Genomic DNA, 26,770 nt, shown 5'->3' with positions numbered 1-26,770 from the left:
GAGGTGCGGCGAATCAGGAGAGAGGCAGGGAGGGGCGACGGATCAGGAGGGAGGGGCGACGGATCAGCGGGCGGCGAGATAGGCGCGCCAGCCGCCGTGGGCGGTGATGTCCTGCGCGCCCTCGACCGCGACGGGCTCGACGAGGAAGCCGCTGACGGCCGTGCCGTCGGCGAGGTCGACCCGGCCGATCGCCATGGGCTGGGGGAGCGCGGCGACGAAGTCCCCGAAGGCCGCGGCTGCCAGGCGGTACACCTCGACCTCCAACGCCGCGCCGCCGGACGTGACGCGGACGACGCCGGGCTTCGGCGGCACCGTGGCCAACGCGAAAAGGCGGTACGTGGCGGCCGTGGTCGTCGTGGACATCAGCGAGGCGCCGCGCTCGACGAGCTGGGTGTGCAGGGGCTGGCCCTGCAGGTGGGCGCCGGCGACGGCGAGGAGGATTTCGGGGTAGTCGGCGGCAGGCGGCTCGGCAGGCGGCTCGGCAGGCGGCTCGGCAGGCGGCTCGGCAGAGGGCTCGGCGGGTCGCTCGGCGGCCGGGCCCGCGCTCACGGCAGGACCGTTGCGGCGAGGGCGGCCAGGCGGTGGTCGCTGAACGCGGGCCCGACGAGCTGGACGCCGAACGGCAGGCCGTCCACGAGGCCGGCCGGCAGGGCGAGGGCGGCGAGGTCGAGGAGGTTGGCACCGTTCGTGAAGCGGCCGAGGCTCGCGTTGACGCCGATGGGGTCCTCCTGCACGACCGCGATCGTGGGGTGCTGCGTCGTGGTCGGCAGCAGCAGGGCGTCGACGTCCTCGAACGTCCGCAGCGCCTCGACCTTCAGCCCGTCGAGGCGCTCGAGGTCCTGGTAGAGGCGCCACGCCGGCAGGTCGCGCGCGGCAGCGATGATGCGGCCGACGGTCGGGTCGACCTCGTCGCGGTGGGCGTCGACGAAGGCACCGACGGCCGCGTACCGCTCGGCGACGAAGGCGCTCTCGTAGAGCATGCGGGCCGCGGCGAGGAACGGCGTCACGTCGACCGGGACGGTGACCGCGCCTGCGGCGACGAACGCGGCGACCGACCGCTCGTACGCCTCGGCCCAGCCGGGGGCCAGCTCGCCGAGGTCGGCGGTCGCCGGGACGCCGAGGCGCGAGGCGGTGGGGGTGTCGGTGGATCGACCGGCGAGCGCGGCGACCGTGGGGTCCGTCGGGAACGGCCGGGACAAGGGGTCGCCGTCGTCGGGGCCGGTCATCGTCGCCGCGACGAGGCGGGCGAGGCTCAGGTCCGCCGCCATGGACGTCACCACGTCCTGGGTGCGGCAGGCCGGGACGACGCCCGTCGCGGGGACCGTGCCCTTCGTCGGCTTGACCCCGACGAGGCCGTGGAAGGCCGCGGGGACGCGGCCCGAGCCCGCGGTGTCCGTGCCGAGTGCCGCATCGACGACCCCGAGCGCGACGGCCACGGCCGAGCCGCTGCTCGACCCGCCGGCCACGCGCTCGGGGTGCGTCGCGTGCCGGACCGCGCCGTACGGGCTGCGCGTCCCGACGAGGCCCGTGGCGAACTGGTCGAGGTTCGTCGTCCCGACGACGACCGCGCCCGCGGCGCGCAGCCGGGCCACCGCGACGGCGTCCCGATCCGGCTGGTAGGCGTAGGCCGGGCAGGCGGCGGTCGTCGGGAGACCGGCGACGTCGATGTTGTTCTTCACCGCGAGCAGGACGCCGGCCAGCGGCAGGTCCTCGCCGGCCCGGGCGCGGTCGACGACGGCCGCGAGGTCGTCGGCGACCTCGGCCTCGGGGCGCAGGGCGATCCACACCTCAGGGCGGTCGGCTGCGGCCATCCGCGCGTAGCGCTCGGCGACGTGCGCGCGGGGGTCGTCAGGGAGGGACGCGCCCCGAGCCGCCGCCGGGGCGGGCGTGGCAGCGGCCGTGAGGGGGCCGGTGGTGGCGGGGCTGGTGGTGGTGGGAGTGGTCGTGGTGGGGCTGGTGGTGGTGGGGGTGGTCGCGGCGGTCATGCGGCGTCCTCGGCGGTCGTGCCGGCGGCGGGGGCGGGCTCGTCGGTGGTGGCGGTGTCGGGGCCGTCCAGGACGACGAGGACGCTGCCGGGGCCGACCTGGGCGCCGAGGGTCGTGACGACCTGGCGGACCCGGCCGGCGACCGGCGCGACGACGGGTGCCTCCATCTTCATGGCCTCCACGGCCAGCAGGGTCTGGCCCTCCAGGACGTCGTCGCCGACGGCCACGTCGATGCGGAACACGTTCGCGGCGAAGGCCGCCTCGACCCCGAACGAGCCGGCCGGGACCTCGACCGTTGCGCCGGTCCCTCCCACGGCGGCAGGCTCGTCGTGCACCCGGTCGAACTCGCCGGCGGCCTCCCAGGCGGCGCGCTCGTCGCCGAACGCCGCGGCCTGCTGCGCGCGGAAGGCCGCGATGGAGTCCGCGTTCTCCGCGAGGAACCGCTCGTGGTCGGCGAGCGCGAACTCGCCCTCCTCGACGCGCAGGCGCAGGCGGCCGGCGGCCATGTCGGCGCGCAGGTCGAGCAGCTCCTCCGGGCTCACCGGGTACCAGCGGATGCGGTCGAAGAAGCGCAGGAGCTGGGGCGTCCCCGGCTCGAAGGCGCCCTTCTGCCGCAGCGTCGACCACACGGGCACGGTCCGGCCGACGAACTGGTAGCCGCCCGGCCCCTCCATGCCGTAGATGCACAGGTAAGCACCCCCGATGCCGACGGCGTTCTGCGGCGTCCACGTGCGCGCGGGGTTGTACTTCGTCGTCACGAGGCGGTGCCGTGGGTCGAGCGGCGTGGCCACCGGCGCCCCGAGGTACACGTCGCCGAGGCCCATCACGAGGTACTCCGCGTCGAAGACGATGCGGTGCACGTCCTCGACGCTGCTCAGGCCGTTGATGCGCCGGATGAACTCGATGTTCCAGGGGCACCAGGGCGCGTCGTCGCGGACGCCGTTCATGTACCGCTCGATCGCCTCGCGCGTCGACGGGTCGTCCCAGGACAGCGGCAGCCACACCGTGCGGCTGGGGACGCGCAGGTCCGCCGTGGACGGCAGGGCGGCGTCGGCGGCGCGCACGACCTCGACGAGGGCGGCCACGCTCGTGACCGTCGGGTCGAGATGCACCTGCAGCGAGCGGATGCCGGGGGTGAGCTCGACGACGCCGGGCAGGTCGCCCGCCGCGCGCCGGGCCTCGAGCGCCTTCATGAGGGCGTGCACGCGCATCCGGACGCCGAGGTCCAGGCGCATCGGCCCGTACTCGACGAGCAGGTTCGCGTCGCCGCTGCGGCGCAGGGTGAGCTCGGGGGCGCCCTCGAGGGCCGGGCGCGCGCCGAGGATGCCGCCGTCGTCGACCGCGGGCCGGGTCGCGGCGGCGGGGGCCAGCCGGTCGGCGGCCAGGCGCGCGGCCTCGTCGTCGGACACGGGAACGAAGCGCACGGTGTCGCCGGGGCGGAGCTGGCCGAGCTTCCACAGGTGCCCGCTGGCGACCGTGGCCGGGCACGTGAAGCCGCCCAGGCTGGGGCCGTCGGGGCCCAGGAGGATCGGCAGGTCGCCGGTGTAGTCGACCGCGCCGACCGCGTAGGGCGTGTCGTGGATGTTCGAGGGGTGCAGGCCGGCCTCGCCGCCGTCCGGGCGGGCCCAGCGCGGCCGCGGGCCGGTGAGCCGGACGCCCGTGCGCGCCGAGTTGAAGTGCACCTCCCAGTCCGCGGCGTAGAACGCCTCGACGTCCTCGGGGAGGAAGAACTCGGGGGCGGCGTGCGGCCCCTCGAGGGCGGCGACCTCCCAGTGGTTGCCGATCGTCGGGCGCTCCTCGTCGGGCACCGCGCGCACGTCCTGGGGGACGGCCGGGGTGGCCAGCGGGACGAGGTCGCCAGGGCGCAGCGCGCGCCCGGTGACGCCGCCCATGCCGCCGAGGTCGAACGTGCTGGCCGAGCCGAGCACGGGCACGACGTCCAGGCCGCCCTCGACGAGCAGGTACGTGCGCATGCCGGCCGTCGTCGTGCCGATGGTCAGCACGCCGCCGGCGGGGACCGGGACGGGCTCCCACTGCGGCACGGGCGTGCCGTCGACGTCCACCGGAGCGGGGGCGCCGGCGACGAGGACCCGCGCGGCGGTGTGGAACCGCAGCGACGGGCCGGTCATCGTGCACTCCAGGCCCGGGGCGCCCGGCGCGTTGCCGAGCGCGCGGTTGCCGGCCGCGAAGGACAGGGAGTCCATCGGCCCCGACGGCGGGATGCCGACGGGCCAGAGCCCGACGCGGCCGGGCAGGTCCTGGACCGTGGTGAGCATCCCCGGACGCAGGACCTCGAACCGGGGGGTGGCGTCGGTGAGGCCGTCAAGGGTGCGGGTCGAGTGCGCGGCGGCGGCGACGTCCGGGTCCTGCGCGACGGTCCGCAGCAGGCCGAGGTTCGTCGCGACGCCGTCGACGCGGGTGCGGGCCAGCGCGTCGGCGAGGGCGGCCCACGCCGTCGCGCGGTCCGGGCCGTGCGCGACGACCTTGGCCAGCAGCGGGTCGTAGTGGGTGCTGACCTCGGCGCCGACCTCGAGCCAGGTGTCGACGCGCACGTCGTCGGGCAGGGCGAGGTGCGTCACCGTGCCGGCGCTCGGCACGCCGCCGAGGTCGGTGTTCTCGGCGTAGACGCGCGCCTCGACGGCGGCGCCGGTCGGGGCGGCGGGGGCCTCGTCGAGCACGGCCGTCTCGCCCTGGGCCAGGCGCAGCATCCAGGCGACGAGGTCGACGCCGTGCGTGGCCTCGGTGACGGGGTGCTCGACCTGGAGGCGGGTGTTGACCTCGAGGAAGGCGGCCTCCTGGCGGTCGGGGTCGTAGACGTACTCCACCGTGCCGGCGGAGCGGTAGCCGACGGAGGCGCACAGGTCCCGGGCGGCGTCCGTGATGCGGCGGCGGACGGCGTCCGGCAGACCGGGCGTCGGGGTCTCCTCGACGACCTTCTGGTTGCGGCGCTGGAGGGAGCAGTCGCGGTCGCCGAGGGTGACGACGCGGCCGCCGCCGTCGCCGAAGACCTGCACCTCGACGTGCCGGGCGCGCGTGACGAGCCGCTCGAGGAAGACACCGCTGGAGGAGAAGGCGGCGCCGGCCAGGCGCCGGACGTCGTCCCAGGCGGCGCGGAGCTCGTCGGCGGAGTGGCACGCGCGCATGCCGATGCCGCCGCCGCCGGCCGTGGCCTTGAGCATGACCGGGAAGCCGATGGCCTCCGCGGCGGCGACGGCCTCGTCGAGCGTCTCCAGCAGACCGGTGCCGGGGAGCAGGGGGACGCCCGCGGCCTGGGCGGCGTCGCGCGCGGTGTGCTTGGCGCCGAACACCTCCAGCTGCTCGGGGGTCGGGCCGACGAAGACGAGCCCGGCGGCCTCGCAGGCCCGCGCGAAGGCGGCGTTCTCGGACAGGAAGCCGTACCCGGGGTGGACCGCTCCGGCCCCGGTGGCCAGCGCTGCCCGCACGACGGCGTCGATGCGCAGGTAGCTCTCCGCCGCGGGGGCGGGGCCGAGGAGGACGGCCTCGTCGGCGAGCTCGGTGTGCAGGGCGCCGCGGTCGGCCTCGGAGAAGACGGCGACCGTGCGGAGGCCGAGCTCGCGCGCGGAGCGCAGGATGCGGACCGCGATCTCGCCGCGGTTGGCGACGAGGAGGGTGTCGAAGCGGGTCACGCGTCGGCCTGCTCGGCCTCGGTACCGGCGTGGCCTGACCACACGGCCATCTCCGCGCGGCTCGGGTCGAAGCCGTTGCACGGGTTGTTGACCTGCGGGCAGTTCGACACGACGACGAGCACGTCGCGCTCGGCCCGGATGCTCACGGACAACCCGGGCGCCGAGATGCCGTCGACGATGCCGAGAGCGCCGTCGGGGTCGACGGGGACGTTCATGAACCAGTTGACGTTGCTCACCTGGTCGCGCTTGCCCATGCCGTACCGGGACAGCTCGGCGAGGAAGTTGTCCGCGCAGGCGTGCTGGGCCCAGGTGTGGTGGCCGTAGCGCAGCGTGTTCGACTCCTTCGAGCACGCGCCGCCGAGGGTGTCGTGGCGGTCCACGTCGTCGGCGACGACCGTCAGCAGCGCGTCGCCCTCCGCGCTGCGCAGGACGGACCCGAGCGTGAGGAAGACCGAGCCCTGCGCCTGCAGCGTTGCCTGCGCGCTGTAGGCGTTCGCGGTGTCATGGGCGTCGTAGGCGAGGAAGTCCACGGCCTGGTTGCCGTCGACGTCGGTGATGGTGAGGACCTGGCCGGCGCGGAGCGTCCAGGACCAGGGGGCGCGCGGTGCGACCGTCTCGCGGTGGAGCTCGCGGCCGAAGCGGTGGGCGGTGCCCGTGCTCGTCCGGCTGCTCGTCGTGGTGCTCGTCGTCGTGCTCATGCGATCCCCCGGGCGGTGAGGTGGTCGGCGGTGTTCGCGAAGGCGCGGCGGCCCTCGGGGGTGGCGTGCCACAGCGGGTCGTCGGGGGTCGTCGGGTCTCCGCGCCAGGCGGTGACCTCCAGGGGGCCGCACGTCCACGCGGGTCGCGGGTCGAGGGGGTGCGCGGTGTTCGCGACGAGGAGGACCAGCGGCAGCTCGGCGCGCAGGACGAGGCTTGCGCCGGCCCCGGCGGAGCCCTCGAACCGGCCGACGCCCTCGTCGTCGACGCGCACGCCCTGGAAGAAGGAGACGCACGGCGCGACGTCGCGGCGCGTCAGCCCGTGCTTGGCGGCGGCGAGGACCAGCAGCTCGCGGCCGGCGGGGGAGCGGCCCTGGGGGCTGCCGTCGCCGTAGCGATCGGTGTTGCGGGCCGCGGTCGAGGTGCCGAAGACGGCGTCGTGGCGGCCGGAGGTGTCGTCGACGACGCTGGCCAGCACGCGCCCCTGGTCCGACAGCAGCAGGTACCCGACGCGGGGATAGACCTGCCACTGCACCTTGACGGTGTCGGCGACGTTGAGCCGCTCGTGGCTGTGGCCGGCGTGGAACAGCAGGACCGAGGCGCAGGCGTCGCCGGTGACGTCGGTGAGCCGGACGTGCGTGCCTCGGGCCACCTCGCGGTGCGTGTAGCCGCCGGCGGCGACGCGCTCGGCCCACACGAGGTCGTCGGGTGCCACGCCGTCGGGCAGGCCACCGACCAGTGCCTCCGGCCCGTCGAGCGGGGCGGTGCTCGCGGGCAGCCAGGGGCGGTCGGCGACGGCGAGGCCGTCCGGCGAGCCCTCCTGCGCCCGTGCGTGGGCGCGGGCGCCAGCGGTGGTGCCGGTGCCGGTGGTCGTCTGCGTCATGGCGGTCCCCTGCTTTCTGTCCGGTGACAGAAAGCAGGGAACCCCATCGGTGTGTCGCCGCGGTGTGCCCCGTGTTGCGGGGGCGTTACCGCTCCGACCGGCTGGTCCGCACCGCTCGTCAGGCCTCGGGACGGCCGTGCGGGTCGCTCGCGTTGAGGGTGGCGACGACCTCGTCGTAGTCCCCGCGGACCTCCGCGTGGCGGAGGAAGCCGACGCGCTCGACGAGGACCTCGCGCGGCTCCGGCTCCCGCTCGAGGATCGCCATCACCTCGGCGACGAACGCGTCGAGCGGCATGGCGATCGCGCTCTCACGCTGACCCGGCAGCAGGTCCGTGGCCACCGACGGCGGGACGATCTCGACGACCCGCACGCCCGCGGGTGCGAGCTGCAGGCGGATCGACTCGCTGAGCATGTGCACCGCGGCCTTCGTCGCGTTGTACGTCGGCGTCGCGGCCAGCGGCACGAAGGCCAGGCCCGAGGAGACGGTCATGATCGTCGCGTCGGGTCGCGTCCGCAGGTGCTCGACGAGCCCCGCCACGAGCCGGACCGGGCCGAGCAGGTTCGTCGTGACCACCTCCTCGGCCGAGGCGAGGAAGCCCTCGGGATGGGTCCAGTCCTCGACGCGCATGATCCCGGCCATGGCGACGAGGGCGTCGAGCCCGGGGTGCTCGGCGACGACCCGTCGGCAGGCCGCCGCCACGCTCGTCGCGTCGGCGGTGTCGACGCGGACGGCGTGCAGGCCGGGGTGCTCGGCGACGATGCGCTCGAGCAGCTCCGTGCGCCGCCCGCCGATGATCACCTCGTTGCCGCGCTCGTGGAGGGCGAGGGCGAGGGCCAGGCCGATGCCGCTCGTCGCGCCGGGGATGAAGACGGTCTTCCCTGTGATCTGCATGGCGTCCAGCCTGCGCCGGGCCGACGGGGGCCACCAGGACCGGACGATCGGGGGACCGGCGGTCCCTGCCTGCGCCCTGTCGGGGCGGCGTCCACCGGCGTCATGATGCCGACGTGGACCGCGACGCCCTCGCCGACTTCCTGCTCGCGCACCGCTCGGCCCTGCGTCCCGAGGACGTCGGCCTGAGCCCGGGCGCCCGTCGTCGGACGGCCGGCCTGCGCCGCGAGGAGGTGGCGGGGCTCGCCGTCATCTCCGCCGACTACTACACGCGCCTGGAGCAGCGGCGCGGACCGCAGCCCAGCGTCCCCGTGCTCGGCGCGCTCGCCCGGGCGCTGCGTCTGACCCCCGACGAGCGTGACTACCTCTTCCGCGTCGCCGGGCACAGCGCGCCGGACCGTGGGGAGGTGAGCGACTACGTCGCGCCCGCGCTGCAGCGCGTGCTCGACCGGCTCACCGACACCCCGGCCCTCGTCATCGACCCGCTGGGCCGCACGCTCGTGCAGAACGACCTGGCCCGCGCGCTGCTCGGGGACGTCGCCGGGCTGCGCGGGTGGGAGCGCAGCGCCGTGTACCGCTGGTTCGTCCACCCCGGCACCGAGCGGCTGCGCTACCCGGAGGAGGACCGCGACCGGCAGAGCCGCGCCCAAGTCGCCTCGCTGCGGGCCGCGCTGGGGACGGCGCGCCCGCGCTCGCAGGCCGCGGAGCTCGTGCGGGTGCTGAGCGCGCGCAGCGAGGAGTTCGTCCGGCTGTGGGCGGCGCACGAGGTCGCGCGCCGGTTCGAGGACCACAAGGTGCTCGTCCACCCGGAGGTCGGGCGCGTCGAGGTCGACTGCCAGGCCCTGTTCACCGAGGACGAGTCGCAGGCGCTGCTCGTCCTCACCGCCGCGCCGCGCAGCGAGGCGGAGGGCAAGCTCCGGCTGCTCGCGGTGCTGGGCACGCAGACCCTGGTGGGCTGACGGGCTCGGGCCCGACGAGGGGCCGCGGGCCGCCGCCCGGGGCCGCCCGGGCCGGAGCCGGCCGCTGCTACGGTCGACCACCGTGCCCCGCCCGACCGGACGACCGCGGACCGCCGGGGTCTCGCCCACCGGCCGCGGCACGCGCGAGGACATCCTCCACGCCGGCGCGCGCCTGTTCTGCACGGTCGGCTACGGCAGCACGTCGACGCACGCGCTGGCCGAGGTCGCCGGCGTCCGGCAGGCCACGCTCTACCACCACTTCGCCGGCAAGCACGAGGTCCTCCTCGAGCTCCTGCTCGGCACGGTCCAGCCCTCGCTCGACGCCGCCCGCGCCCTGCTGGCCCGCGACGAGCCCGCCGCCGCGAGGCTCTGGGCGCTGGCGGCCGGGGACGTGCGGCTGCTGTCCGGCGGCGAGGACAACCTCGGTGCGCTCTACCTGCTCCCCGAGCTCGACGACGAGCGCTTCGCGCCCTTCCACGCCCGCCGCCGCGAGCTTGAGGAGGCCTACGCGGCCCTGGTCGCGCAGTGCGTGGCGGAGGCGGCCGACGACCCGGGCGCCACCGCCACGGCCGGTCCGGACGACCTGGGCCGGCGCACCGCCCTCGTCCTCGGCCTCGTCGAGAGCGTCATCCTCCAGCGCCGCCGCGCCCCGGCCACGCTCGACGAGCGCACCCCCGCGCTCGTCGCCGACGCGGTCCTGGCGGTCGTCGGCGTTCCGGTGGGGAGGCGCGGGGAGGCGGTGTGAGGGGGTCGTAACACGATCGTTTCGTCGCGGACCCAGCGCGGTGACGTCGGCGCGGATGAATACGGGTCGAACGACAGAAACGTGGTGACGGATCGCCGTCACGCACGCCCTGTCGCCGGACCCGTCCTCGCGCCGCGACCCGCTGGAGCCCGCATGATCATCGCCGGAGTCGGACTGACCGTCCTCGTCGTCCTCGCGGTCGGCATCGCCGTCGCGCGCAAGATCGACGGGGACAGCGCGCACTTCCTCGTCGCCGGCCGACGGCTGGGCGTGCCGCTCGTGGCGGTGTCGCTCACCGCGGCGGCCGTCGACTCGAACGCCACCGTCGGCAACACCGACCTCACGTCGCAGTTCGGCTTCTGGTCGGGGGCGTCGCTGGCCATCGGGCTGGCGATCTGCCTGCTGCTGACCGGGCTGTTCCTCGCGCGGCCGGTCAACCGCATGAAGCTGTTCACGCTCGCCGACTTCTTCCGCATCCGGTACGGGCGGCCCACGGAGGTCGTCGCGTCGCTGGTCATGCTGCTGTCGTTCGTGACGCTGCTGGCCGGGAACCTCGTCGCCTGCGGGTTCCTGCTCGAGCGGTTCGCGAACGTCCCGTACGCCTGGGGCGTGGTGCTGTCGGTGTCGCTGGTCCTGGCGTACACCGTCGCGGGCGGGCTGTTCTCCGACGCCTACACCGCCGCGATCCAGACGACGATCACCGTCGTCGCGTCCGTCGCGCTGCTCGGCTGGGTCGCCGTCAGCTACGGGATCGTCGTGCCCGACGGGCTGGGGCCGTTCGACGTCGGGCAGCTCACGGACAGCGCGCAGGGCGCCCCCATCAACTGGGCCACGCTCGTCGCGCTCGGCATCGGCGACATCGTCGCCATCGACTTCATGCAGCGGATCTTCGGCGCGAAGAGCCCCGAGGTGGCCCGCCGCTCGTGCTTCGTCGCCGCCGGCTTCACCGCCGCGATCGGCACGGTGTTCGCGCTCGTCGCGCTGACCGCCAGCGCGGTGCTCGGCATCTCCGTCGACGACGGGCCGGTGCTGTTCACCCTGCTCGCGGACTACGCGCCGCCGCTGCTGGCCGTCCTCGTGCTGTCCGGGATCGTCGCCGCGTCCTTCTCGACCGCCTCCGGGGCGATCCTCGCGACCTCGGCCGTGGCCGTGCGCAACCTCTTCCAGCAGCGGCGCATCGTCGTCGGCGGGCCGGACCCGCTGCTGCGGTGGACGCGCCTGGCCATGGTGCCGATCTGCGTGCTCGGCTGCGTGCTGGCGATCCGGGTGTCCCAGACGGGGATCCTGCTGACGCTCGCGTTCGACCTCATGCTGGCCTGCCTCGCCGCGCCCTTCGTCATCGGGCTGTTCTGGCGGCGGCCCGGGGCGGTCGCGGCGCTCACCGCGGCGGGCGTCGGCCTCGTCGTGCGGCTGGTCCTCCTCGCCCTCACCCCGACGCTGTACGGCGTCCCGAACGACCTGCTGTACGTGCCCAACGACCTCGTCGGCGCGGGGTTCGACGGGTGGGCGACCCTGGTGGCCGGGGTGATCGGGTTCGGGACGTTCGTGCTCGTCGGGTACCTGCGGCCGCGGCCGGAGAGCGAGCGGCTGTCGGAGGCCGAGCAGGTGCTCGACCTCGAGCGCGAGCTCGAGCGCGAGGGTGCCCTGCCGGTGGCCGTCGAGGCGCCGACCCCGGCCCGCACGGCCTGACGCGAGGCCGACACGGTCTCCCACTCCTGACGCGACGGCGGTCCCCCCGGCGGGGGCCGCCAACGCGCGTGTCCCGCCTCAGGCCTCCCGCGCCGCCGCCTCCTCGATGCCGTCGAGCAGGACGTCCAGGCCGAAGGCGAAGGAGTCGCCGAACGCGTACCCCGGCTGCAGGACGTGCTGCGTCGTGAGCTCGACGAGGTGCGGGAACGCCCCCGGCGGCAGCCCGCCGACGATCGCCTCGGCCAGCGCGGGCAGGTCCGCGTCGTCGTGCACGGGCAGCGTCGCCTCCTGCAGCGCGAAGCCGTAGACGTAGCTGTCGAGGACCGCGTAGGCGTGCGCCGTCAGCGGCAGCGACAGGCCGCCGCGCCGCAGCGTGCCGAGCACGGCGTCGTGGTGCCGCAGCGTCGCCGGGCCGGGCGTCGTCCGCGTCTCCAGCAGGGGCACCGCCCAGGGGTGCCGGCGCAGCACCGCCCGCAGCGCGTGGCAGCGCACCCGCAGCGCCTCGCGCCACCCGACGTCCGTCGGCGGGTCCTCCACCTCGGCGAACACGAGGTCGACGAGCCCGTCGAGGATCGCCTCCTTGCCCGGCACGTGGTGGTAGAGCGTCATCGGCTTCACGTCGAGGGCCGCCGCCAGCCGCCGGATCGTCAGCGGCTCGATCCCGTCCGCGTCCGCCAGGGCGAGGGCGGCCGCGAGGACCCGGTCGCGCGTGAGCGCAGGCCGTCGACCGGTGCCCCTCGGCTCCCCGGTGCCTGCCGCCATGCCCGTCCCTCTCCGACGGCCGCCGTCGCTCGTCGTCCCCACGCGGCCCTGGACGACCGTACTAAGTACGAGTACGGTCCGCCACATCAGTGGTCGTACTTTGTACGGGAGGAGCGGGGCATGGACGTGGTCGCGGTGCCGACGCGGATGGAGGCCGTCGTGCAGCGGCGCTACGGCGGGCCGGAGGGCTTCCGGGTGGAGGAGGTGCCGACGCCGGTGCCCCGGGCGGGTGAGGTGCTCGTCGAGGTGCACGCCGCGGGTGTCGACCGCGGCGTCGCTCACCTCGTCGCGGGGGACCCGGCGGTGGTGCGGCTCGTCACCGGCCTGCGCTCGCCGCGTCAGCCCGTGCCGGGGATGGACCTGGCCGGCCGGGTGGTGGCGCTCGGGCCCGGGGTGACGGACCTCGCCGTGGGCGACGAGGTGCTGGGCACCGGCAGGGGCTCCTTCGCCCCCTACGCGCGGGCCCGGGTCGACCGGCTGGTGCGCCGGCCGGCGGGCCTGGACGTCGTGGCGGCCGCGGCGCTGCCGGTCTCGGGGCTGACCGCCCAGGGGGCGGTCGACGACGTGGCGGCGGTCCGGGCCGGCCACCGGGTCCTCGTGCTCGGTGCGTCCGGGGGCGTCGGCACCTACGCGGTGCAGCTCGCGGTCGCCGCCGGGGCCGAGGTGACCGGCGTGTGCAGCGCGGGGAAGGTGGACCTCGTCCGGGCGCTCGGCGCCCACCGGGTGCTCGACCACGCGCGCGAGGACGCCACGGCGGGCGACGAGCGGTACGACGCCGTCGTCGACATCGGCGGCCGGACGCCGGTGCGCCGCCTGCGCCGGGTGCTGACGCCCGCGGGGACCCTCGTGCTCGTCGGCGGGGAGGGCGGTGGCCGGCTCACGGGTGGCCTCGGGCGGCAGCTCGCCGCCGCGGCGACGTCCCCCTTCGTGCGGCAGCGCCTCGTCATGCTGGTCGCGACCGAGCGGCGCGAGGCACTGGGACGGCTGGTCGCGCGGGTCGTCGCCGGGGACGTGACGCCGGCCGTCGGGCGCACGTACCCGCTGGCCGCGGCGGCCGAGGCGGTGGCCGACCTCGTCGCCGGTCGCAGCCGCGGCAAGTCGGTCCTCGTCGTGCGGGAGGGGTGAGGGGCGCGACCCTACGCTGGGCCCCGTGGCAGCCACGATGCGCGACGTCGCCGCGCTGGCGGGCGTGTCTGTCAAGACCGTCTCGCGCGTGGTGAACCTCGAGCCCCACACCCGGCCGGAGCTCGTCGCGCGGGTGCACGCCGCCATCGCGGAGCTGGGGTGGGTGGCCAGCGGCGCCGCCCGCACCCTGCGCACGGGCCGGACCGGCATGCTCGGCGTGGGCGTCGCGGAGCTGCGCCGGCCGTACCTCGCGACGCTGGTCGAGGCGCTGGTCATCGAGGCGGAGCGGCGGGGCATGCCCGTCGCGGTGGAGCCCCTGCACGCGGACCCCGGGCGGCTGCGCGCCCTGCTGGCCGCGCGGGGACGGTCGGTGGACGCGGTCGTGCACGTCGGTCCGCTGCTCCCGGGCGCCCCGCTCGACGAGGGTGCCGCCGACCGGCCGCTGGTGGTCGTGCAGGGCGGGCCGGTCGCCGTCGACGAGGTGCCGCCGGCCCTCCCCGCGGCGCTCGTCGACCGCGTCGACGAGGACGTCGTCCAGGCCGTGGTGCTCATCGCCCGGCACCTGGCGGTCATGGGGCGACGACGGCCGGTGCTGCTGGGGCCGGACCGCGCGCACGGGCCGGCGGAGGACCGTGCGCGCCCGTCGGCGGCTCTGCGGGCGGCGCTGGCGGCCGCGGCGGCCGGCGCCGAGCTCGCACCCGGCCCGCCTCTCGTCGCCCTCGACGCGCCTGCGGACCGGGCGGCCGGCGCCCGCGCCGCGGTGGCGGCGCTGGCCGCGCACCCCGGGACGGACGTCCTGCTGTGCACGAACGACGAGGTGGCGCTCGGGGCGCTCGCGGGTCTCGCCGCGGCGGGCGTCATGGTCCCGCAGCAGGTCGCGGTCGTGGGCTACGACGCCCTCGACGACGGGCGGTTCTCGGCATCGACGCTCACCACCGTCGACCCGGGGCCGCGTGCGCTGGCCCGGGCGGCCCTCGAGCTCGTGCACGACCGGCTCGCCGGCGCCGGTCCGGCGGGGCCGCGGACGCTCGTGCTGCCCGTGGAGCTCGTGCGCCGCGGGTCCACGCTGGGGGAGGCGGCCACGTGACGCGGCCGACGCTCGCCGACGTCGGCGCGGTCGCCGGGGTGTCGGCCAAGAGCGTGTCCAACGTGCTGCTCGGGCGGCCGGGGGTGTCCGCCGCCACGCGCGAGGCCGTCCTGGCCGCCGTCGAGCAGGTGGGCTACAGCGTCGACCTCGCGGGCCGCGGCCTGGCCTCGGGCCGTACCGGGCGGGTGGCCGTCGTCGTGCCCAACCTCTACCAGCCGTACTTCGCCGAGCTCGCCGAGCGGCTCATCCACGCCCTGGCGGCGCACGGCCTGACCGCGACGCTGCGGGTGGCCCACGACGGCGCCGCCGAGCGCGACGCGGTCCTCGGCCCGGGCACCCGGGACGTCGACGGGATCATCCTCTGCCCGCACGCGCTCGTCGGGCAGCCCCTCGCCGACGCCGCGGCCCTGCGCCCGCTCGTGCAGCTCGGCAGCAGCCCCACACCGGGGGTCGACGGCGTGGCCATGGGCGAGCGGGAGGGCACGCTCGCGACGACGCGGCACCTGCTCGACGGCGGCCGGCGGCGGATCGCGCTGGTCTGGAACCACGCGCCCGGCACGACGCCGTCGGGCGACCGGTACGAGGGCTACGTCGAGGGGCTGGCCGAGCGCGGGCTCGCGGTGGACCCGGACCTCGTCGTGGCGGGGTCGGACTGGGACCGGCGGGCCTCGGGGTACGAGGCCATGACGGGCTTGCTGCGCACCGGCCGGTCCTTCGACGCGGCGCTGTGCGTGAACGACGCGATCGCGGTCGGGGTGCTCGGGGCGCTGCGCGCGCACGGGCTGCGGGTCCCGCAGGACGTGGCCGTCTCGGGGTTCGACGACACCGACGAGGCCGGCTTCACCGTGCCGGCGCTCACGTCGGTGAGCCCGGAGCAGGGGTCGATGGTGGAGGCGGCCGTCGGGATGCTCGTCGGGCGGCTCGCGGGCGACGACGGGCCGGCGCGCCACGTGCGCACGCACGCGCACCTCGTCGTGCGCGCCTCCACGGCGCCGCGCTCAGGCCGGCCGTCCCGCCCCGCGGGCGCGGAGCTGCCGACGGGTCGCACGGTGCGCGGAAAGCGCGTGCCGCCCTCTGCTGTTCGGTGCTTGACAACGCTGAACACGCGCCGCCGGGATCGTGGCCGTCGCCCCGTGAAGGAGTCAGCGTTGACCGACCTCATGGCCGCCACCGTGGCCGCAGCCCCCGCCGTGCCGCTCGCGGCCGTCGCCCGGCACCGCCCGCTGGACCTGCGGTCGGTGCGCCTCGACCCGCGCAGCCCGCTCGGCGTGTGGCAGCGGCGCAACGCCGAGGCGACGATCCCGCACTGCATCGAGCAGCAGGAGCGCAGCCAGGACGAGCGCGACCACGGCGAGGGCGGTGCGCGGGGAGCGCGGGGAGCGTGTGGTCCGAGGGGTACGGGCGCGGAGCAGGACGGTCGTCGGCCACGGGGACCCCGATCGCGGCGCCTGCGCCCGGTGTGCCGGCGGGGCGCCTGCCGCCGACCGGTCTGCGAGGAATTTCTCAGCCGTCGCACAGCCGGGTCAAGGGTGCTGCGGCCCCCTCCCGCGCGACGGTGCGACCGGAGGCACGGGCATCCGGGCGAGGTGGGGGATCGCCTGTGCACGAGGCCCTACGACGGGCAGCCGCCGGGCCCTAGGGTGCAGGCACGCCGTCGAGGGGCGGGCGGGCGTGCCCGGTCCTGCTCGTCGTCGTCGCGTGCGGTCCGCAGGGGGCCGCCGTACCGCACCACCCCCGACGACAGGGGTCGAGCACGAGGAGTTCGATGGAGATCGCCGGCACCCTCCTGGTCGTGACGGTGGTGGTCGTGGCCGTGGTGGTCCTGGCCATCGTCGGGTTCACCTACGCCAAGGTCCGCTTCAAGATCGCGACGCCCGACGAGGCGCTCATCATCACCGGCCGCAAGAGCGGCACCCCGGTCATCAACCCCGAGACGGGCGACGAGAGCACCGACCTGTCGGGCCAGCGCGTGGTCATCGGCGGCGGCACGTTCGTCAAGCCGATCTTCGAGCAGGTCGCCCGCCTGTCGCTGGCCTCGCAGAGCTTCCCCGTCACGGCGGAGGACGCGACGACGAAGAGCGGCGTCGGCGTGACGCTGCGCTCGATCGCGGTCGTCAAGGTCGGCGGCACCGAGCGCATGGTGCGCGCCGCCGCCCAGCGGTTCGCGGGCCGCAACCAGGAGCAGGTCATCGAGCAGCAGACCAGCGAGGTCCTCGTGGGTGTGCTGCGCACGATCGCCGGCACGCTGACGGTCGAGTCGATCCTCTACGAGCGCCAGGACTTCTCCAAGGAGGTCAAGGACATCGCCGTGCCGATGCTGGCCGAGCGCGGGCTCATCCTGGAGAACTTCGAGATCCAGACGGTCGAGGACTCGGGCAACTACATCCGGAACCTCGGCCGTCCGCGCGCGGCCGCGGTCGCCCGCGACGCCGAGATCGCCGAGGCCCTGGCCAGCCAGGAGAGCACGCAGCGCTCCAACGAGGCGGCGGTGCAGATCGCGGAGTCGAACAAGGCGCTGGCGCTGCGCAACAGCCAGATCGAGCAGGAGACGGCCACGGCGCGGGCGGAGGCCGAGGCGGCCAAGGAGCGGGCCGAGGCCGAGGCGGCGCAGGCGGTCCTCATCCAGCAGGAGCAGGTGGCCGTGCGCCGCGCGGCCCTGCGCGAGCAGGAGCTGCAGACCGAGGTCCGCAAGCCCGCCGAGGCGCGCAAGTACGAGCAGGCGCAGGAGGCCGAGGCGCGCAAGTACGCCGCCGAGCAGGAGGCCGAGGCGGCCAAGACGGCCGCCATCCGCAAGTACGAGGCGGAGGCGCAGCGCACGACCGCGCAGGCCGAGGCCGAGGCGGCGGCGTCCCGGGCGCGGGCCGAGGCGGCGCTCGTCGAGCAGCAGCGGCGGGCCGAGGGTGCGCTGGCCCTGGCCAAGGCCGAGGCCGACGGCGTGCGCGCGCGCGGTGAGGCCGAGGCGGCGGCCGAGCGGGCGAAGGGCGAGGCGCGGGCGGCCGCCATCAAGGCGGAGGCGGACGCGTACCAGACCTTCCCCGAGTCGGCGCGGCTGCAGATGGTGCTCGACGCGCTGCCGAAGGTCGCCCAGCCGTACGCCGACGCCCTGGGCGCGATCGACGGCATCACGATCATCGACAAGAACGGCGCGAGCCGCGTGACCGACCAGGTGTCGACGGGCGTGCAGGAGCTGACGGCCATGCTGAAGGCGCAGACCGGCATCGACCTCATGGGTCTCGTGCAGGGCCGGGGGTCGAGCAACGAGTCCGCCGGTGGCTCGTCGGCGCAGCCCGCCGGCGTGGGGTCCGGGTCGGGATCAGGATCGGGGTCGTCGTCCTCGTCGGCGTCGCAGGACGGGCACGGGCCGGACGGCGCGTGACGGGAGGGCCGGCACCCGTGCGGGTGCCGGCCCTCCCGCACCTCCGGCCGGTCGGCGGCACGACCGGCGTCAGCGGGGCCGCGCCCGGTACGCGGTCGGCGACTGGCCGTGGGTCCGCGTGAACTGGCGCGAGAAGTACAGCGCGTCCTCGTAGCCGGTGGCGCGCGCCACCGCGAGGACGGGCAGGTCGGTCGTGTCGAGCAGCTCCCGCGCGCGGGCCATGCGCAGGTCGGTCTGGTACCGCAGCGGGGAGACGCCGAGGTCGCGGCGGAAGCGCGCCGTGAGCTGCGAGGGGCTGAGGGCGACCAGGGCCGCGAGCGCCGCCACCGAGGTCCGCCGCGGCGTCGTCGCCCGCAGGTGCGCCACGGCCCGCTCGACCGGGTCGGTGGTGGCGTCGGTGCCCGGGCCGCGGTGGCCCGTGGCGGCGACGAGGGCCAGCGCGTGCCAGGCCGCCCCGGCGGCGCGCACGGCACCTGCGCTGGTGCCCTCGTCGAGCCCGTCGAGGGCCTGCGCGACGAGGCCGGCGACGGGCGCGGGGTCGCGCAGGTGGGTCAGCGGCCGGTCGCCGGCTGTACCGCCTGCTGTACCGACGGCCGTGCCGACGGCCGCGGCGACGAGCTCGTCGGCGTCCGGGCCCGTGACGTGCAGCCACCAGAGCGTCCAGGGGTCGTCGTCGGCGGCGCCGTACGCGTGCGGCGCACCGGCCGGCAGGACGACCACGCCGCCGCGTGGGACGGCGCGCCGGGCGCCGGCCGCCTCCACCCAGCCCGCGCCGCCCGCGCACACGAGCAGGACGTGCTCAGCGGCGCCCCCGGGTCGCGAGCGGCCGTGCCGGGCTGCGTGCGGGAACAGCCCGGCGTCCGTGACGACGAGCCGCCGCGTGACCGGCCGGGCCAGCGCCCGGCGCACGACCGGGCGCGGGACGACGAGCATGCGCTGGCCGTTGAAGCCGTCGCGCCGGGCGGTGCCGTCGGCCTGATGCACCGTCGCTTCGTCCATGCGTGTCAGCCAAACGCCCATCGGCACGGCTGTCCAGCGGGCCTAACGTCAGGGGCGTGCTCACCGAGGAGTCCCGGATCGACCTGCCGCCTGCCCCGCCGTCCCTGGCCGACCGGCCGGTGCGGGGCTGGCGCGAGCCCGTCGTCATCGACACCTACGCGGTCGGCGAGCCCGGCCGCTACCCGGCCTACCTCGACCGCCGGGTGTACCAGGGCTCGTCGGGGGCGGTGTACCCGCTGCCGTTCGTCGAGAGCGTGTCGCGCACCAAGGCCCCGCGGACGTGGGACGCGGTGCACCTGGAGAACGCCTACGTCCGCCTCATGGTGCTGCCCGAGCTCGGTGGGCGGATCCACGTGCTCCTCGACCGGACCCGCGGGTACGACGTCTTCTACCGCAACGACGTCATCAAGCCGGCCCTCGTCGGGCTCACGGGCCCCTGGGTCTCCGGCGGGGTGGAGCTCAACTGGCCGCAGCACCACCGGCCCGGGACGTCCCTGCCGACGGAGACGGTCGTGGAGGAGGAGTCGGACGGGGCCGTGACGGTCTGGTGCTCCGACCACGACCCCTTCGCGCGGATGCAGGGCATGCACGGCGTGCGGCTGCGGCCGGGCAGTGCGCTGGTGGAGCTGCGGGTCGTGCTCGTCAACCGCTCGACGGACGTGCAGACGTTCCTGTGGTGGGCGAACGGGGCGGCGGCGGTCGGGCCGGACTACCAGTCGTTCTTCCCGACGGACGTCGCGGTCGTGGCCGACCACGCCAGGCGCGCGATGACGACCTTCCCCGCGGCGCGTGGCCGGTACTACGGCGTCGACTACCCGGCCCGTCGGACGCCGGACCGCCCCGACGGCGACCACCTCGACCGCTACCGGAACATCCCGGTCCCGACGTCGTACATGTGCGTGGGCACGCAGGACGACTTCTTCGGCGGGTACGACCACGGCCGCCGCGCGGGGTTCGTGCACTGGGCGGACCACCGCATCGCACCGGGCAAGAAGCAGTGGACGTGGGGCGACGCGCCCTTCGGGCAGGCCTGGGACGCGCACCTCACCGACACCAATGGCCCGTACGTCGAGCTCATGGCGGGGGTCTTCACCGACAACCAGCCCGACTTCTCGTTCCTGCGCCCGGGGGAGGTGCGGCGGTTCTCGCAGTACTGGTACCCGATCCAGGACGTGGGCCCGGTGCACCAGGCGACGCGGGAGGCGGCGGTCCGGCTGGACCTGGAGCCGGACGAGCCGGACGAGCCGGACGGGCCGGACGGGCCGGACGGGCCGGGCGGCCCGGGCGGGCCGGGCCCGACCGACGACGCCGATGCCGCCGGGGCGACGACGCGGGTGCGGATCGGCGTGGTCGTCACGGGCGAGCGGCCCGGCACGCGCGTGACGCTGCGGCACGGCGACGCGGTGGCGGAGACGCTCGTGCGCGACCTGGCGCCGGGCGCCCCGCTCGTCGCCGAGGTGGTGCTGCCGGGGCGCGTCGACCCGACCGCGTGCGAGGTGCTCGTCGAGCACGGCGACGAGGTGCTGGTGCGGTGGCGTCCCCGTCCCGCCCCGGCGGAGGTCCTCGACGCCGCGAACCTCCCCGCAGCCGCGACCGAGCCGCCGGCACCCGCCGACCTCGCCTCCGTCGACGAGCTGTACCTGACGGGCCTGCACCTCGAGCAGTACCGGCACGCGACGCGCTCGCCGGAGCCGTACTGGGAGGAGGCCCTGCGCCGCGACCCCGGGGACGCCCGCTGCCGCACCGCCCTGGCCGCCCGGCGGCAGCGCGACGGCCGGCTCGACGAGGCGGAGGCCCACCTGCGGGCCGCCGTCACCCGCCTCACCGCCCGCAACCCGAACCCCCGCGACGGAGAGGCGCACCACCGGCTCGGCGTCGTGCTCGCCCGGCTCGGGCGGACCGCCGAGGCGCGGGCGGCGTTCGGCACGGCGTCGTGGGACGCCGGGTGGGCGGACGCGTCCGTGGTGGCGACCGCGCGCCTCGACCTCGCCGAGGGGCGGGACGCGGAGGCCGACGAGGCGCTGGCGGCGCTGCTCGACCGCAGCCCGTGGCACGTCCAGGGCCGCGACCTGGCGGCGGTGGCGGCGCTCCGGCGGGGCGACGAGGACCGCGCCCGCGCCCTCGTCGCCGGCACGCTCGCGCGGGACCCGCTCGACGCGTGGGCCCGGGACCTGGCGGATCGGCTCGGGGTCGCAGGGCCGGACGGGCCGCCCCGCTGCACGGACGCCACGATCCTCCTCGACGTCGCGCTCGAGCACGCCTCGGCCGGCGAGGTCGCGGCCGCGGAGCGGGTGCTGGCGCGAGCCGCGGAGCTGCCGACGCCGTCGGGGCAGCGCAACGTCGCGCCGCTCGCGTGGGTGCACCGCGCGGACCTCGCGCTGGCCCGCGGGGACGGGGCGGCCGTCGACGCCGCGCTCGCGGCCGCCCGGGCGCTCGACCGCACGTGGTGCTTCCCGTCGCACCTGGAGGACGACGCGCTCACGCGGCTGCGGGCGGCGCGTCCGGCCGACGGGCTGCTCGCCGCGCTGCACGGGCACCGGCTCTACGCGGCCGGCCGCCGCCCGGAGGCGGTGGCGGCGTGGGAGGCCGCGCTCGTCGCAGACGGCGACGACCCCGTCGTGCTGCGCAACCTGGCCCTGGCGGCGCAGGAGGTGCAGGGCGACGCCGACCGCGCCGCGGACCTCTACGCGCGGGCACGCCGGGCCGCGCCCGACGACGCGCGCCTGCTGTACGAGGCCGACCAGCTCGAGGGGCGCCGCGGCACCGACCCGGCGGTGCGGGTCGCGGCCCTGGAGGCCCGGCCGGACCTCGTCGAGCAGCGGGACGACCTGTCCGTCGGTCTCGCCGAGCTGCTGACCGCCACCGGCCGGGCCGCCGACGCGCTGGCGGTGCTCGCGTCGCGGTCGTTCCAGCCCTGGGAGGGCGGCGAGGGCCGGGTGCTGGCGGCGTGGGAGGACGCGCACGCGGCGCTGGCCCGTGCGGCACTGGCGGCGGGCGACGCGTCGTCGGCGGTGGCGCACGCCCGTGCGGCGCTCGAGCCCGTCGCCTCGTTGGGGGAGGCCCGGCACCCGCTCGCGGCGACGGCGGAGCTGCACCTCCTGCTCGGCGACGCGCTGGCCGCCGCGGGCCGCGACGAGGAGGCGCGCGCGGCCTGGCGCACCGCCGCCGACCAGGAGGGCGACTTCCAGGGCATGGCCGTGCAGGCCTGGTCGACCGACTCCGCGGCGGGGATCGCGGCCCTGCGTCGGCTCGACCGCCACGACGAGGCCCGGCACCGCCGCGACGCCCTCGCCGCGTACGTCCAGGCGCAGGCGGGCGTGGTCGCACGCGTCGACTACTTCGCGACGTCCCTGCCGGAGCTGCTGCTCTTCGCCGAGGACCCGCAGACGACCCACGACCGCCGCGTGGCAGCCCTGCGGGCCGCCCTGTCGGCCCTCGACGAGGAGGAGGTCGGCAGCCGTGGGCGGTGACGCGATCGGGGTCACCGCGGGCTGGTTCACGCGGGGCGGGCGGCCGTGGTTCCCCGTCACCGGGGAGGTGCACTACTGCCGGGTGCCGCGCGAGCGGTGGGCCGAGGTGCTCGGGCACGCGCGCGCCGGCGGCCTCACCTCCGTCGCGACCTACGTGCTCTGGCAGGCGCACGAGCCCGAGCCCGGCCGGTTCCGCTGGGACGGGGACCGGGACCTGCGGGCGTTCGTCGAGCTGGCGGGCCGGCACGGGCTCGACGTCGTGCTCCGGCTCGGTCCCTGGGCGCACGGCGAGGCCCGGTACGGCGGGTTCCCGGACTGGGTCGTCGACTCCGGCGTCCCGACGCGCACCAACGACCCCGCGTACCTCGCGCTGGTCCGCCGGCTGTACGGGGAGGTCGTCGCGCAGGTGCGCGGCCTGACGCATCCCGACGGCGGCCCGGTCGTCGCGGCGCAGGTCGACAACGAGCTCTACGACGCGCCCGAGCACCTCGCCGAGCTGCGCCGCATTGCCGAGGACCTCGGCCTGCGGGTGCCGCTCTGGACCGCCACGGGCTGGGGCGGGGCGCGGCTCCCGTCGACCGTGCTGCCCGTGTACAGCGCCTACGTCGACGGCTTCTGGGAGGAGGACGACGTCGAGCAGCCGGCGTTCGCGCCCGTGCACTTCCGCTACAGCACCGTCCGCGACGACCTCGGCGTGGGTGCCGACGTCCGCGCGGCCCTGGACGGCACGGGGGCCGACGACGAGGCCCCGGCCGGCGGCGGCTCGCCGGGGGGCGCGAGCGCCACCTCCCCGACGACCCCCTTCGCCACCTGCGAGCTCGGCGGCGGGATGCACGTGGCCTACCACCGGCGGCCGCTCGTGGCCCCGCGCGACGTCGCCGCGCTCGCGCTGGCCAAGCTCGGCAGCGGCTCGGCCTGGCAGGGCTACTACCTGTACGCCGGCGGGACGCAGCGCACCGGCCCGCACGGCACCGAGCAGGAGTCGCAGGCCACCGGCTACCCCAACGACGTGCCGACCCGCTCCTACGACTTCCACGCCCCGGTCGGCGAGCACGGTCAGGTCCGCGAGCACCACCACCTCCTGCGGCGGCAGCACCTGTGGCTGGCCGACGACGGCGAGGCGCTCGCGACGATGGGCGTGCGCATCGGCGGCGGGTCCACCGAGCCGACGGAGCTGCGCTGGTCGGTCCGGTCCGGCGGCGGCCGCGGGTACCTGTTCCTCACGACGTACGCGCCCGCCGTCGACCCGCTGCCGGCGCAGCCCGGGGTCCGGCTCACGGTGCCGGTGGTGGGCGGCGACGACCTCGTCGTGCCCACGCGGCCCGTCGACCTGCCCGCCGGCGTCTCGACGGTCTGGCCCCTGCGCCTGCCGCTCACCGACGACCTCGTCCTGCGGTCGGCCACCGCCGAGCTCCTCACCCGCCTCGTCGACGACGAGGGGCCGCTCGTCGTGCTCGTCGCCGTGGCGGGGGTGCCGGTCGAGCTCGTCCTCGAGGGCGACGTGCGGGTGGACCCCCGCGGGCCGGTGCCCGCGACGGGCGACGAGGGCCTTGTCGTCGAACGCGGCGACGGCGTGACGGTCGTGCGCGTGCGGCAGCCCGGGACCGCTCCGCTGCCCGCCGGCGGCACCGGGACGCTGCTCTGCCTGCCCGGGGTCCGCGTCCTCGTGCTCGACGAGACCGCCGCGAACGGGCTGTACCGGCTGCCCCTGGCGGGTCGCGAGCGGCTGGTCCTCGCCGACGCGCCGGTGCGGGTCGAGGACGGGCGGCTCGTCGTGCACACGTCCGAGCCGGAGGTGCGTCTGGCGGTCCTGCCGGCGCCGGGCGGGCTCGCGGTCGCGGGAGGCGATGTCGCGGTCCTCGACGAGCCGACGACGGACGGGCCGTGGACGACGTGGCGCCTGCGGACCGACGCCGCCGGGACCCGCCCGGTCGCCGCGGACCTGCACCCGCACGCCACCGCACCCGCGCCGCGCCGCGGCGGGCCCGCCGGTCGCCTCGCGGCGCCGGAGGACCTGTCCGGCGCGGCGCGCCTGCCGCTCACCCTCCCGCCGGAGGCGCTCGACGGCGTCGACCGCGCCCTGCTGCGGGTTGCCTGGACCGGGGACGTCGGCCGGGCGCTCGTCGACGACGAGGTCGTGGGCGACCACTTCTGGCACGGTCGCCCGTGGGACGTCGACCTCACGCCGCACCGGGAGGCCGTCGCCGCGCGCGGGGTCACGCTGGAGCTCCTGCCGTGGCGCCGCACCACCGGCGTGTGGGTGCACCGGTCGGTCCGGGACGTGCCGGACGGGGTGCACGTCGAGAGCGTCGACGTCGTGCGGGTGGCCCGCGTGGTGCTCGAGGTGGGAGACGGCCGTGACGACGAGGGGACGGACGTATGAGGCCGACGATGGTGACGACGGGTGACGACAGCCGCGGCCACGGGCTCGTCGCGCACCCGCCCGGCGTGCCCGCCCACCTGCCGCCGCGGCTGGCGATCACGCTGTGGGACTTCTCCTGGTACGTGCGCACGGGACCGGGCGAGCCGTTCGAGGACCTCGACGCCGCCTTCGCCCGCGCCCGGGAGCTCGGCTACAACGCCGTGCGCATCTGCGCGATGCCGTTCCTGCTGTTCCGCTCCGGGCTCGACACGTCCGCGCTGCGGCTGGGGCCGATCGGCGGGGGCTACGCGGGCCGGGTGCGCTGGTACGACGTGGCCGCGCCCACGACGCTCGACGTCCGCGCGCACCTCCTGGCGTTCTTCCGGGCGGCCGACCGGCACGGGATGGTGGTCCTCGCCTCGTCGTGGGAGTACCAGCAGAGCCCGGCCTTCGCGGCCGACCGCGCGTGGCACGACGCGCTGCAGGCCGTCCCGCCAGAGCGGCGGCTCGTCGAGCTGGGGGAGGCGATGGCCGACCTCGTCGACCTGCTCGTGGCGGAGGGGCTCGGTCATACGCTGGCTCTCGTCGAGCTGCACAACGAGGTCCAGGCCGGGCACCTGACGGCCGGGCTGCCGGGGCTCGAGGACCCCGTCGTCGAGCTGCGCGAGCGCCACGAGGAGGGCATCGCCGCGTTCGCCGCCCGGCACCCGGACGTGCTGTGCGGGCCGAACTACGCGGCCGTGCCGGTCACCGCGATGCGGGGGATCCCGCGCAACGCGACCGCGCTCGTCGTGCACCCGTACGTCTACGGCGTGCTCGACGACCTCGTGGCCGAGTTCGCGCTGCGCGGCGACCCCGCGGACTTCCCGCAGGCGCGCGCGGACGCCGAGCTGCTGCGTCCGGGGGCGCCCCGGCTGGCGGACTGGCGGCCGCCCGCCGACGAGGAGTGGAAGCGGCAGGCGTCGATCGTCGGGCACGCGGAGGTCTACGTGCACGACTGGTGCGACCCGGAGGCCGTCGACCGCTGGCTCCACGAGCGGTACGGCGCCCACCGGCTGGCGATGGCGCAGCGGCTGCGCGAGTGGATCGGCGTCGCCGCGGACCACGCCGCCCGGCTCGGCGTGCCGCTGGTGCTGGGGGAGGGCTGGGTCGGCTACACGCCGCGCGACTGCCGGTTCGAGGAGGGGCCGGTCGGCGCGGAGCTGTGCCGCGATGCCGTCGCGCTCGCGGACCGCGTCGGGGCCTGGGGGTCGGTGGTGTGCTCCAACGCGGCCCCGCACCACGCCATGTGGGCCGACGCGAAGCTGCAGCGGGAGTGCACGGCAGTGCTGCTGGGGGGCCGTCGGGAGTGACGTCCTCCCCACGGCGGGTGGCGGCCTGCTGTGGCGGGACGGGCCGCCGTCGATTGGTTCCGAGCAGTCGCGGGCGCGACCTCGGTCGCGGCGCTACGTCGAGATACCGCACCGGAGGCTGTGCTGACGGCGTGTCGTGGTACCTCGGCGGGGACCCGGCAGGTGGGCGCCGTGAGCGACGCGATCCGCCTCCTGCATGGGCGAGGACGACATCAGGACGTCGAGGCGGACGCCGACGGCTGGCAGAAGCGGGCCCGCCGCGCGCCGACCGGTGGGTGTCAGGCGCGCGGCAGGCCCAGGCGGCGGCCCTCGATTGCCGGGCAGCGGTCGGTGACGAGGTCGAGGCCGGCCGCGCGGGCGCGCTCCTCGGCCTCCGCGTCGTGCACGTCGAGCTGCAGCCACACGGCCGGTGCGCCGACCTCGATCGCGGCGTCCACCACGCCGCCCACCCGCTCGTTCGCGACGAAGACGTCGACGACGTCGATCCGTCCCGGTACGTCCGCCAGCGTCGGGTAGCCCTGCGCGCCGTGCACGGTCTCTGCCCGCGGGTGCACCGGGACGATCTCGTGGCCCAGCTCCTGCAGGTACCGGGCGACGCCGTACGCCGGCCGGGAGGGGTTGTCGCCCAGCCCGACGACGGCCCACCGACCGGGCGTGGTGAGCAGGCGCTGGACCAGGTCGTCGTCGGTCATGGGGCCACCTCACCGCGCTCGGGGCGGGAGGGCAAGGCGGGTGCGCTACGGG

The 26,770-nt window shown here is 76.6% G+C and carries 19 protein-coding genes; 10 read left to right on the top strand and 9 right to left on the bottom strand.

Annotated elements, in window-relative coordinates; translation table 11 throughout:
- Positions 1-63 precede the first annotated feature (63 nt).
- The 6 genes from AC2TDM_RS13890 to AC2TDM_RS13865 all read right to left on the bottom strand — a co-directional run bounded on the left by AC2TDM_RS13890 (position 64) and on the right by AC2TDM_RS13865 (position 8,103).
- A complete protein-coding gene (locus tag AC2TDM_RS13890) occupies positions 64-549 on the bottom strand; it encodes an allophanate hydrolase-related protein (RefSeq protein WP_484635023.1) in 486 nt (161 codons plus the stop codon).
- Entirely contained in the window at positions 546-1,985 is a 1,440-nt protein-coding gene (gene atzF / locus AC2TDM_RS13885; protein ID WP_484635022.1) for an allophanate hydrolase, read from the bottom strand. Before atzF ends, AC2TDM_RS13890 begins: the two co-directional genes overlap by 4 nt.
- Positions 1,982-5,632, bottom strand: coding sequence for an urea carboxylase (gene uca / locus AC2TDM_RS13880; protein ID WP_484635021.1), 3,651 nt, complete (start codon positions 5,630-5,632; stop codon positions 1,982-1,984). Before uca ends, atzF begins: the two co-directional genes overlap by 4 nt.
- Positions 5,629-6,330 (bottom strand): urea amidolyase associated protein UAAP2, encoded by a 702-nt coding sequence (locus AC2TDM_RS13875; RefSeq protein ID WP_484635020.1) that lies wholly within the window; start codon positions 6,328-6,330, stop codon positions 5,629-5,631. Before AC2TDM_RS13875 ends, uca begins: the two co-directional genes overlap by 4 nt.
- Entirely contained in the window at positions 6,327-7,211 is an 885-nt protein-coding gene (locus AC2TDM_RS13870) for an urea amidolyase associated protein UAAP1 (RefSeq protein WP_484635019.1), read from the bottom strand. Before AC2TDM_RS13870 ends, AC2TDM_RS13875 begins: the two co-directional genes overlap by 4 nt.
- Before the next feature lie 118 nt (positions 7,212-7,329).
- Positions 7,330-8,103, bottom strand: coding sequence for an SDR family oxidoreductase (locus AC2TDM_RS13865; RefSeq protein ID WP_484635018.1), 774 nt, complete (start codon positions 8,101-8,103; stop codon positions 7,330-7,332).
- A 113-nt stretch (positions 8,104-8,216) separates the two neighbouring features.
- Between AC2TDM_RS13865 and AC2TDM_RS13860 the strand changes: the two genes are divergently transcribed.
- The 3 genes from AC2TDM_RS13860 (at position 8,217) to AC2TDM_RS13850 (ending at position 11,493) form a co-directional block, all read left to right on the top strand.
- Complete coding sequence (locus tag AC2TDM_RS13860) at positions 8,217-9,059, top strand: helix-turn-helix transcriptional regulator (protein WP_484635017.1); 843 nt, start codon at positions 8,217-8,219, stop codon at positions 9,057-9,059.
- An 82-nt stretch (positions 9,060-9,141) separates the two neighbouring features.
- Positions 9,142-9,804 carry a TetR/AcrR family transcriptional regulator gene (locus AC2TDM_RS13855; protein ID WP_484635016.1) on the top strand — a complete coding sequence of 221 codons (663 nt, stop codon included), beginning with the start codon at positions 9,142-9,144 and terminating at the stop codon, positions 9,802-9,804.
- Between the two features lie 153 nt (positions 9,805-9,957).
- On the top strand, positions 9,958-11,493 hold the full coding sequence (locus tag AC2TDM_RS13850; RefSeq protein WP_090031600.1) for a high affinity choline transporter 1: 1,536 nt from the start codon (positions 9,958-9,960) through the stop codon (positions 11,491-11,493).
- A gap of 78 nt (positions 11,494-11,571) precedes the next feature.
- Here the strand turns inward: AC2TDM_RS13850 and AC2TDM_RS13845 are convergent, their stop codons facing one another.
- The gene (locus tag AC2TDM_RS13845) at positions 11,572-12,255 is read right to left on the bottom strand and encodes a TetR/AcrR family transcriptional regulator (RefSeq protein ID WP_090031598.1); all 684 of its coding nucleotides are present in this window, start codon (positions 12,253-12,255) and stop codon (positions 11,572-11,574) included.
- A 120-nt stretch (positions 12,256-12,375) separates the two neighbouring features.
- Between AC2TDM_RS13845 and AC2TDM_RS13840 the strand changes: the two genes are divergently transcribed.
- The 4 genes from AC2TDM_RS13840 to AC2TDM_RS13825 are packed head-to-tail and all read left to right on the top strand — an operon-like array spanning position 12,376 to position 17,843.
- A complete protein-coding gene (locus tag AC2TDM_RS13840; RefSeq protein WP_484635015.1) occupies positions 12,376-13,380 on the top strand; it encodes an NAD(P)-dependent alcohol dehydrogenase in 1,005 nt (334 codons plus the stop codon).
- A 25-nt stretch (positions 13,381-13,405) separates the two neighbouring features.
- Positions 13,406-14,467, top strand: a complete 1,062-nt coding sequence (locus tag AC2TDM_RS13835; RefSeq protein WP_484635014.1) for a LacI family DNA-binding transcriptional regulator — start codon at positions 13,406-13,408, stop codon at positions 14,465-14,467.
- A complete protein-coding gene (locus tag AC2TDM_RS13830) occupies positions 14,464-16,263 on the top strand; it encodes a LacI family DNA-binding transcriptional regulator (protein ID WP_484635013.1) in 1,800 nt (599 codons plus the stop codon). The genes AC2TDM_RS13835 and AC2TDM_RS13830 overlap by 4 nt, the downstream gene beginning before the upstream one ends.
- Positions 16,233-17,843: an SPFH domain-containing protein gene (locus AC2TDM_RS13825; protein ID WP_484635012.1), complete on the top strand. Its 1,611-nt coding sequence runs from the start codon at positions 16,233-16,235 to the stop codon at positions 17,841-17,843. Before AC2TDM_RS13830 ends, AC2TDM_RS13825 begins: the two co-directional genes overlap by 31 nt.
- A 69-nt stretch (positions 17,844-17,912) precedes the next feature.
- On the opposite strand, the gene AC2TDM_RS13820 is transcribed toward AC2TDM_RS13825, so the two are convergent.
- Positions 17,913-18,842, bottom strand: coding sequence for an AraC family transcriptional regulator (locus AC2TDM_RS13820; RefSeq protein WP_484635011.1), 930 nt, complete (start codon positions 18,840-18,842; stop codon positions 17,913-17,915).
- Between the two features lie 56 nt (positions 18,843-18,898).
- On the opposite strand from AC2TDM_RS13820, the gene AC2TDM_RS13815 reads away from it, so the two are divergent.
- Genes AC2TDM_RS13815 through AC2TDM_RS13805 form a run of 3 tightly spaced genes read left to right on the top strand, consistent with a single transcriptional unit; the run spans position 18,899 to position 26,026 of the window.
- Positions 18,899-22,312 (top strand): DUF5107 domain-containing protein, encoded by a 3,414-nt coding sequence (locus AC2TDM_RS13815; protein ID WP_484635010.1) that lies wholly within the window; start codon positions 18,899-18,901, stop codon positions 22,310-22,312.
- Entirely contained in the window at positions 22,302-24,695 is a 2,394-nt protein-coding gene (locus tag AC2TDM_RS13810) for a beta-galactosidase (protein WP_484635009.1), read from the top strand. The genes AC2TDM_RS13815 and AC2TDM_RS13810 overlap by 11 nt, the downstream gene beginning before the upstream one ends.
- Positions 24,696-24,703: 8 nt before the next feature.
- Complete coding sequence (locus tag AC2TDM_RS13805; RefSeq protein ID WP_484635008.1) at positions 24,704-26,026, top strand: cellulase-like family protein; 1,323 nt, start codon at positions 24,704-24,706, stop codon at positions 26,024-26,026.
- A 278-nt stretch (positions 26,027-26,304) separates the two neighbouring features.
- Here the strand turns inward: AC2TDM_RS13805 and AC2TDM_RS13800 are convergent, their stop codons facing one another.
- Positions 26,305-26,718, bottom strand: a complete 414-nt coding sequence (locus AC2TDM_RS13800) for a CoA-binding protein (RefSeq protein WP_484635007.1) — start codon at positions 26,716-26,718, stop codon at positions 26,305-26,307.
- Between the last annotated feature and the right edge of the window lie 52 nt (positions 26,719-26,770).

It is taken from the genome of Cellulomonas sp. plas2 (genome assembly GCF_057221735.1).
This window is presented reverse-complemented; position numbering and strand designations above follow the sequence as displayed.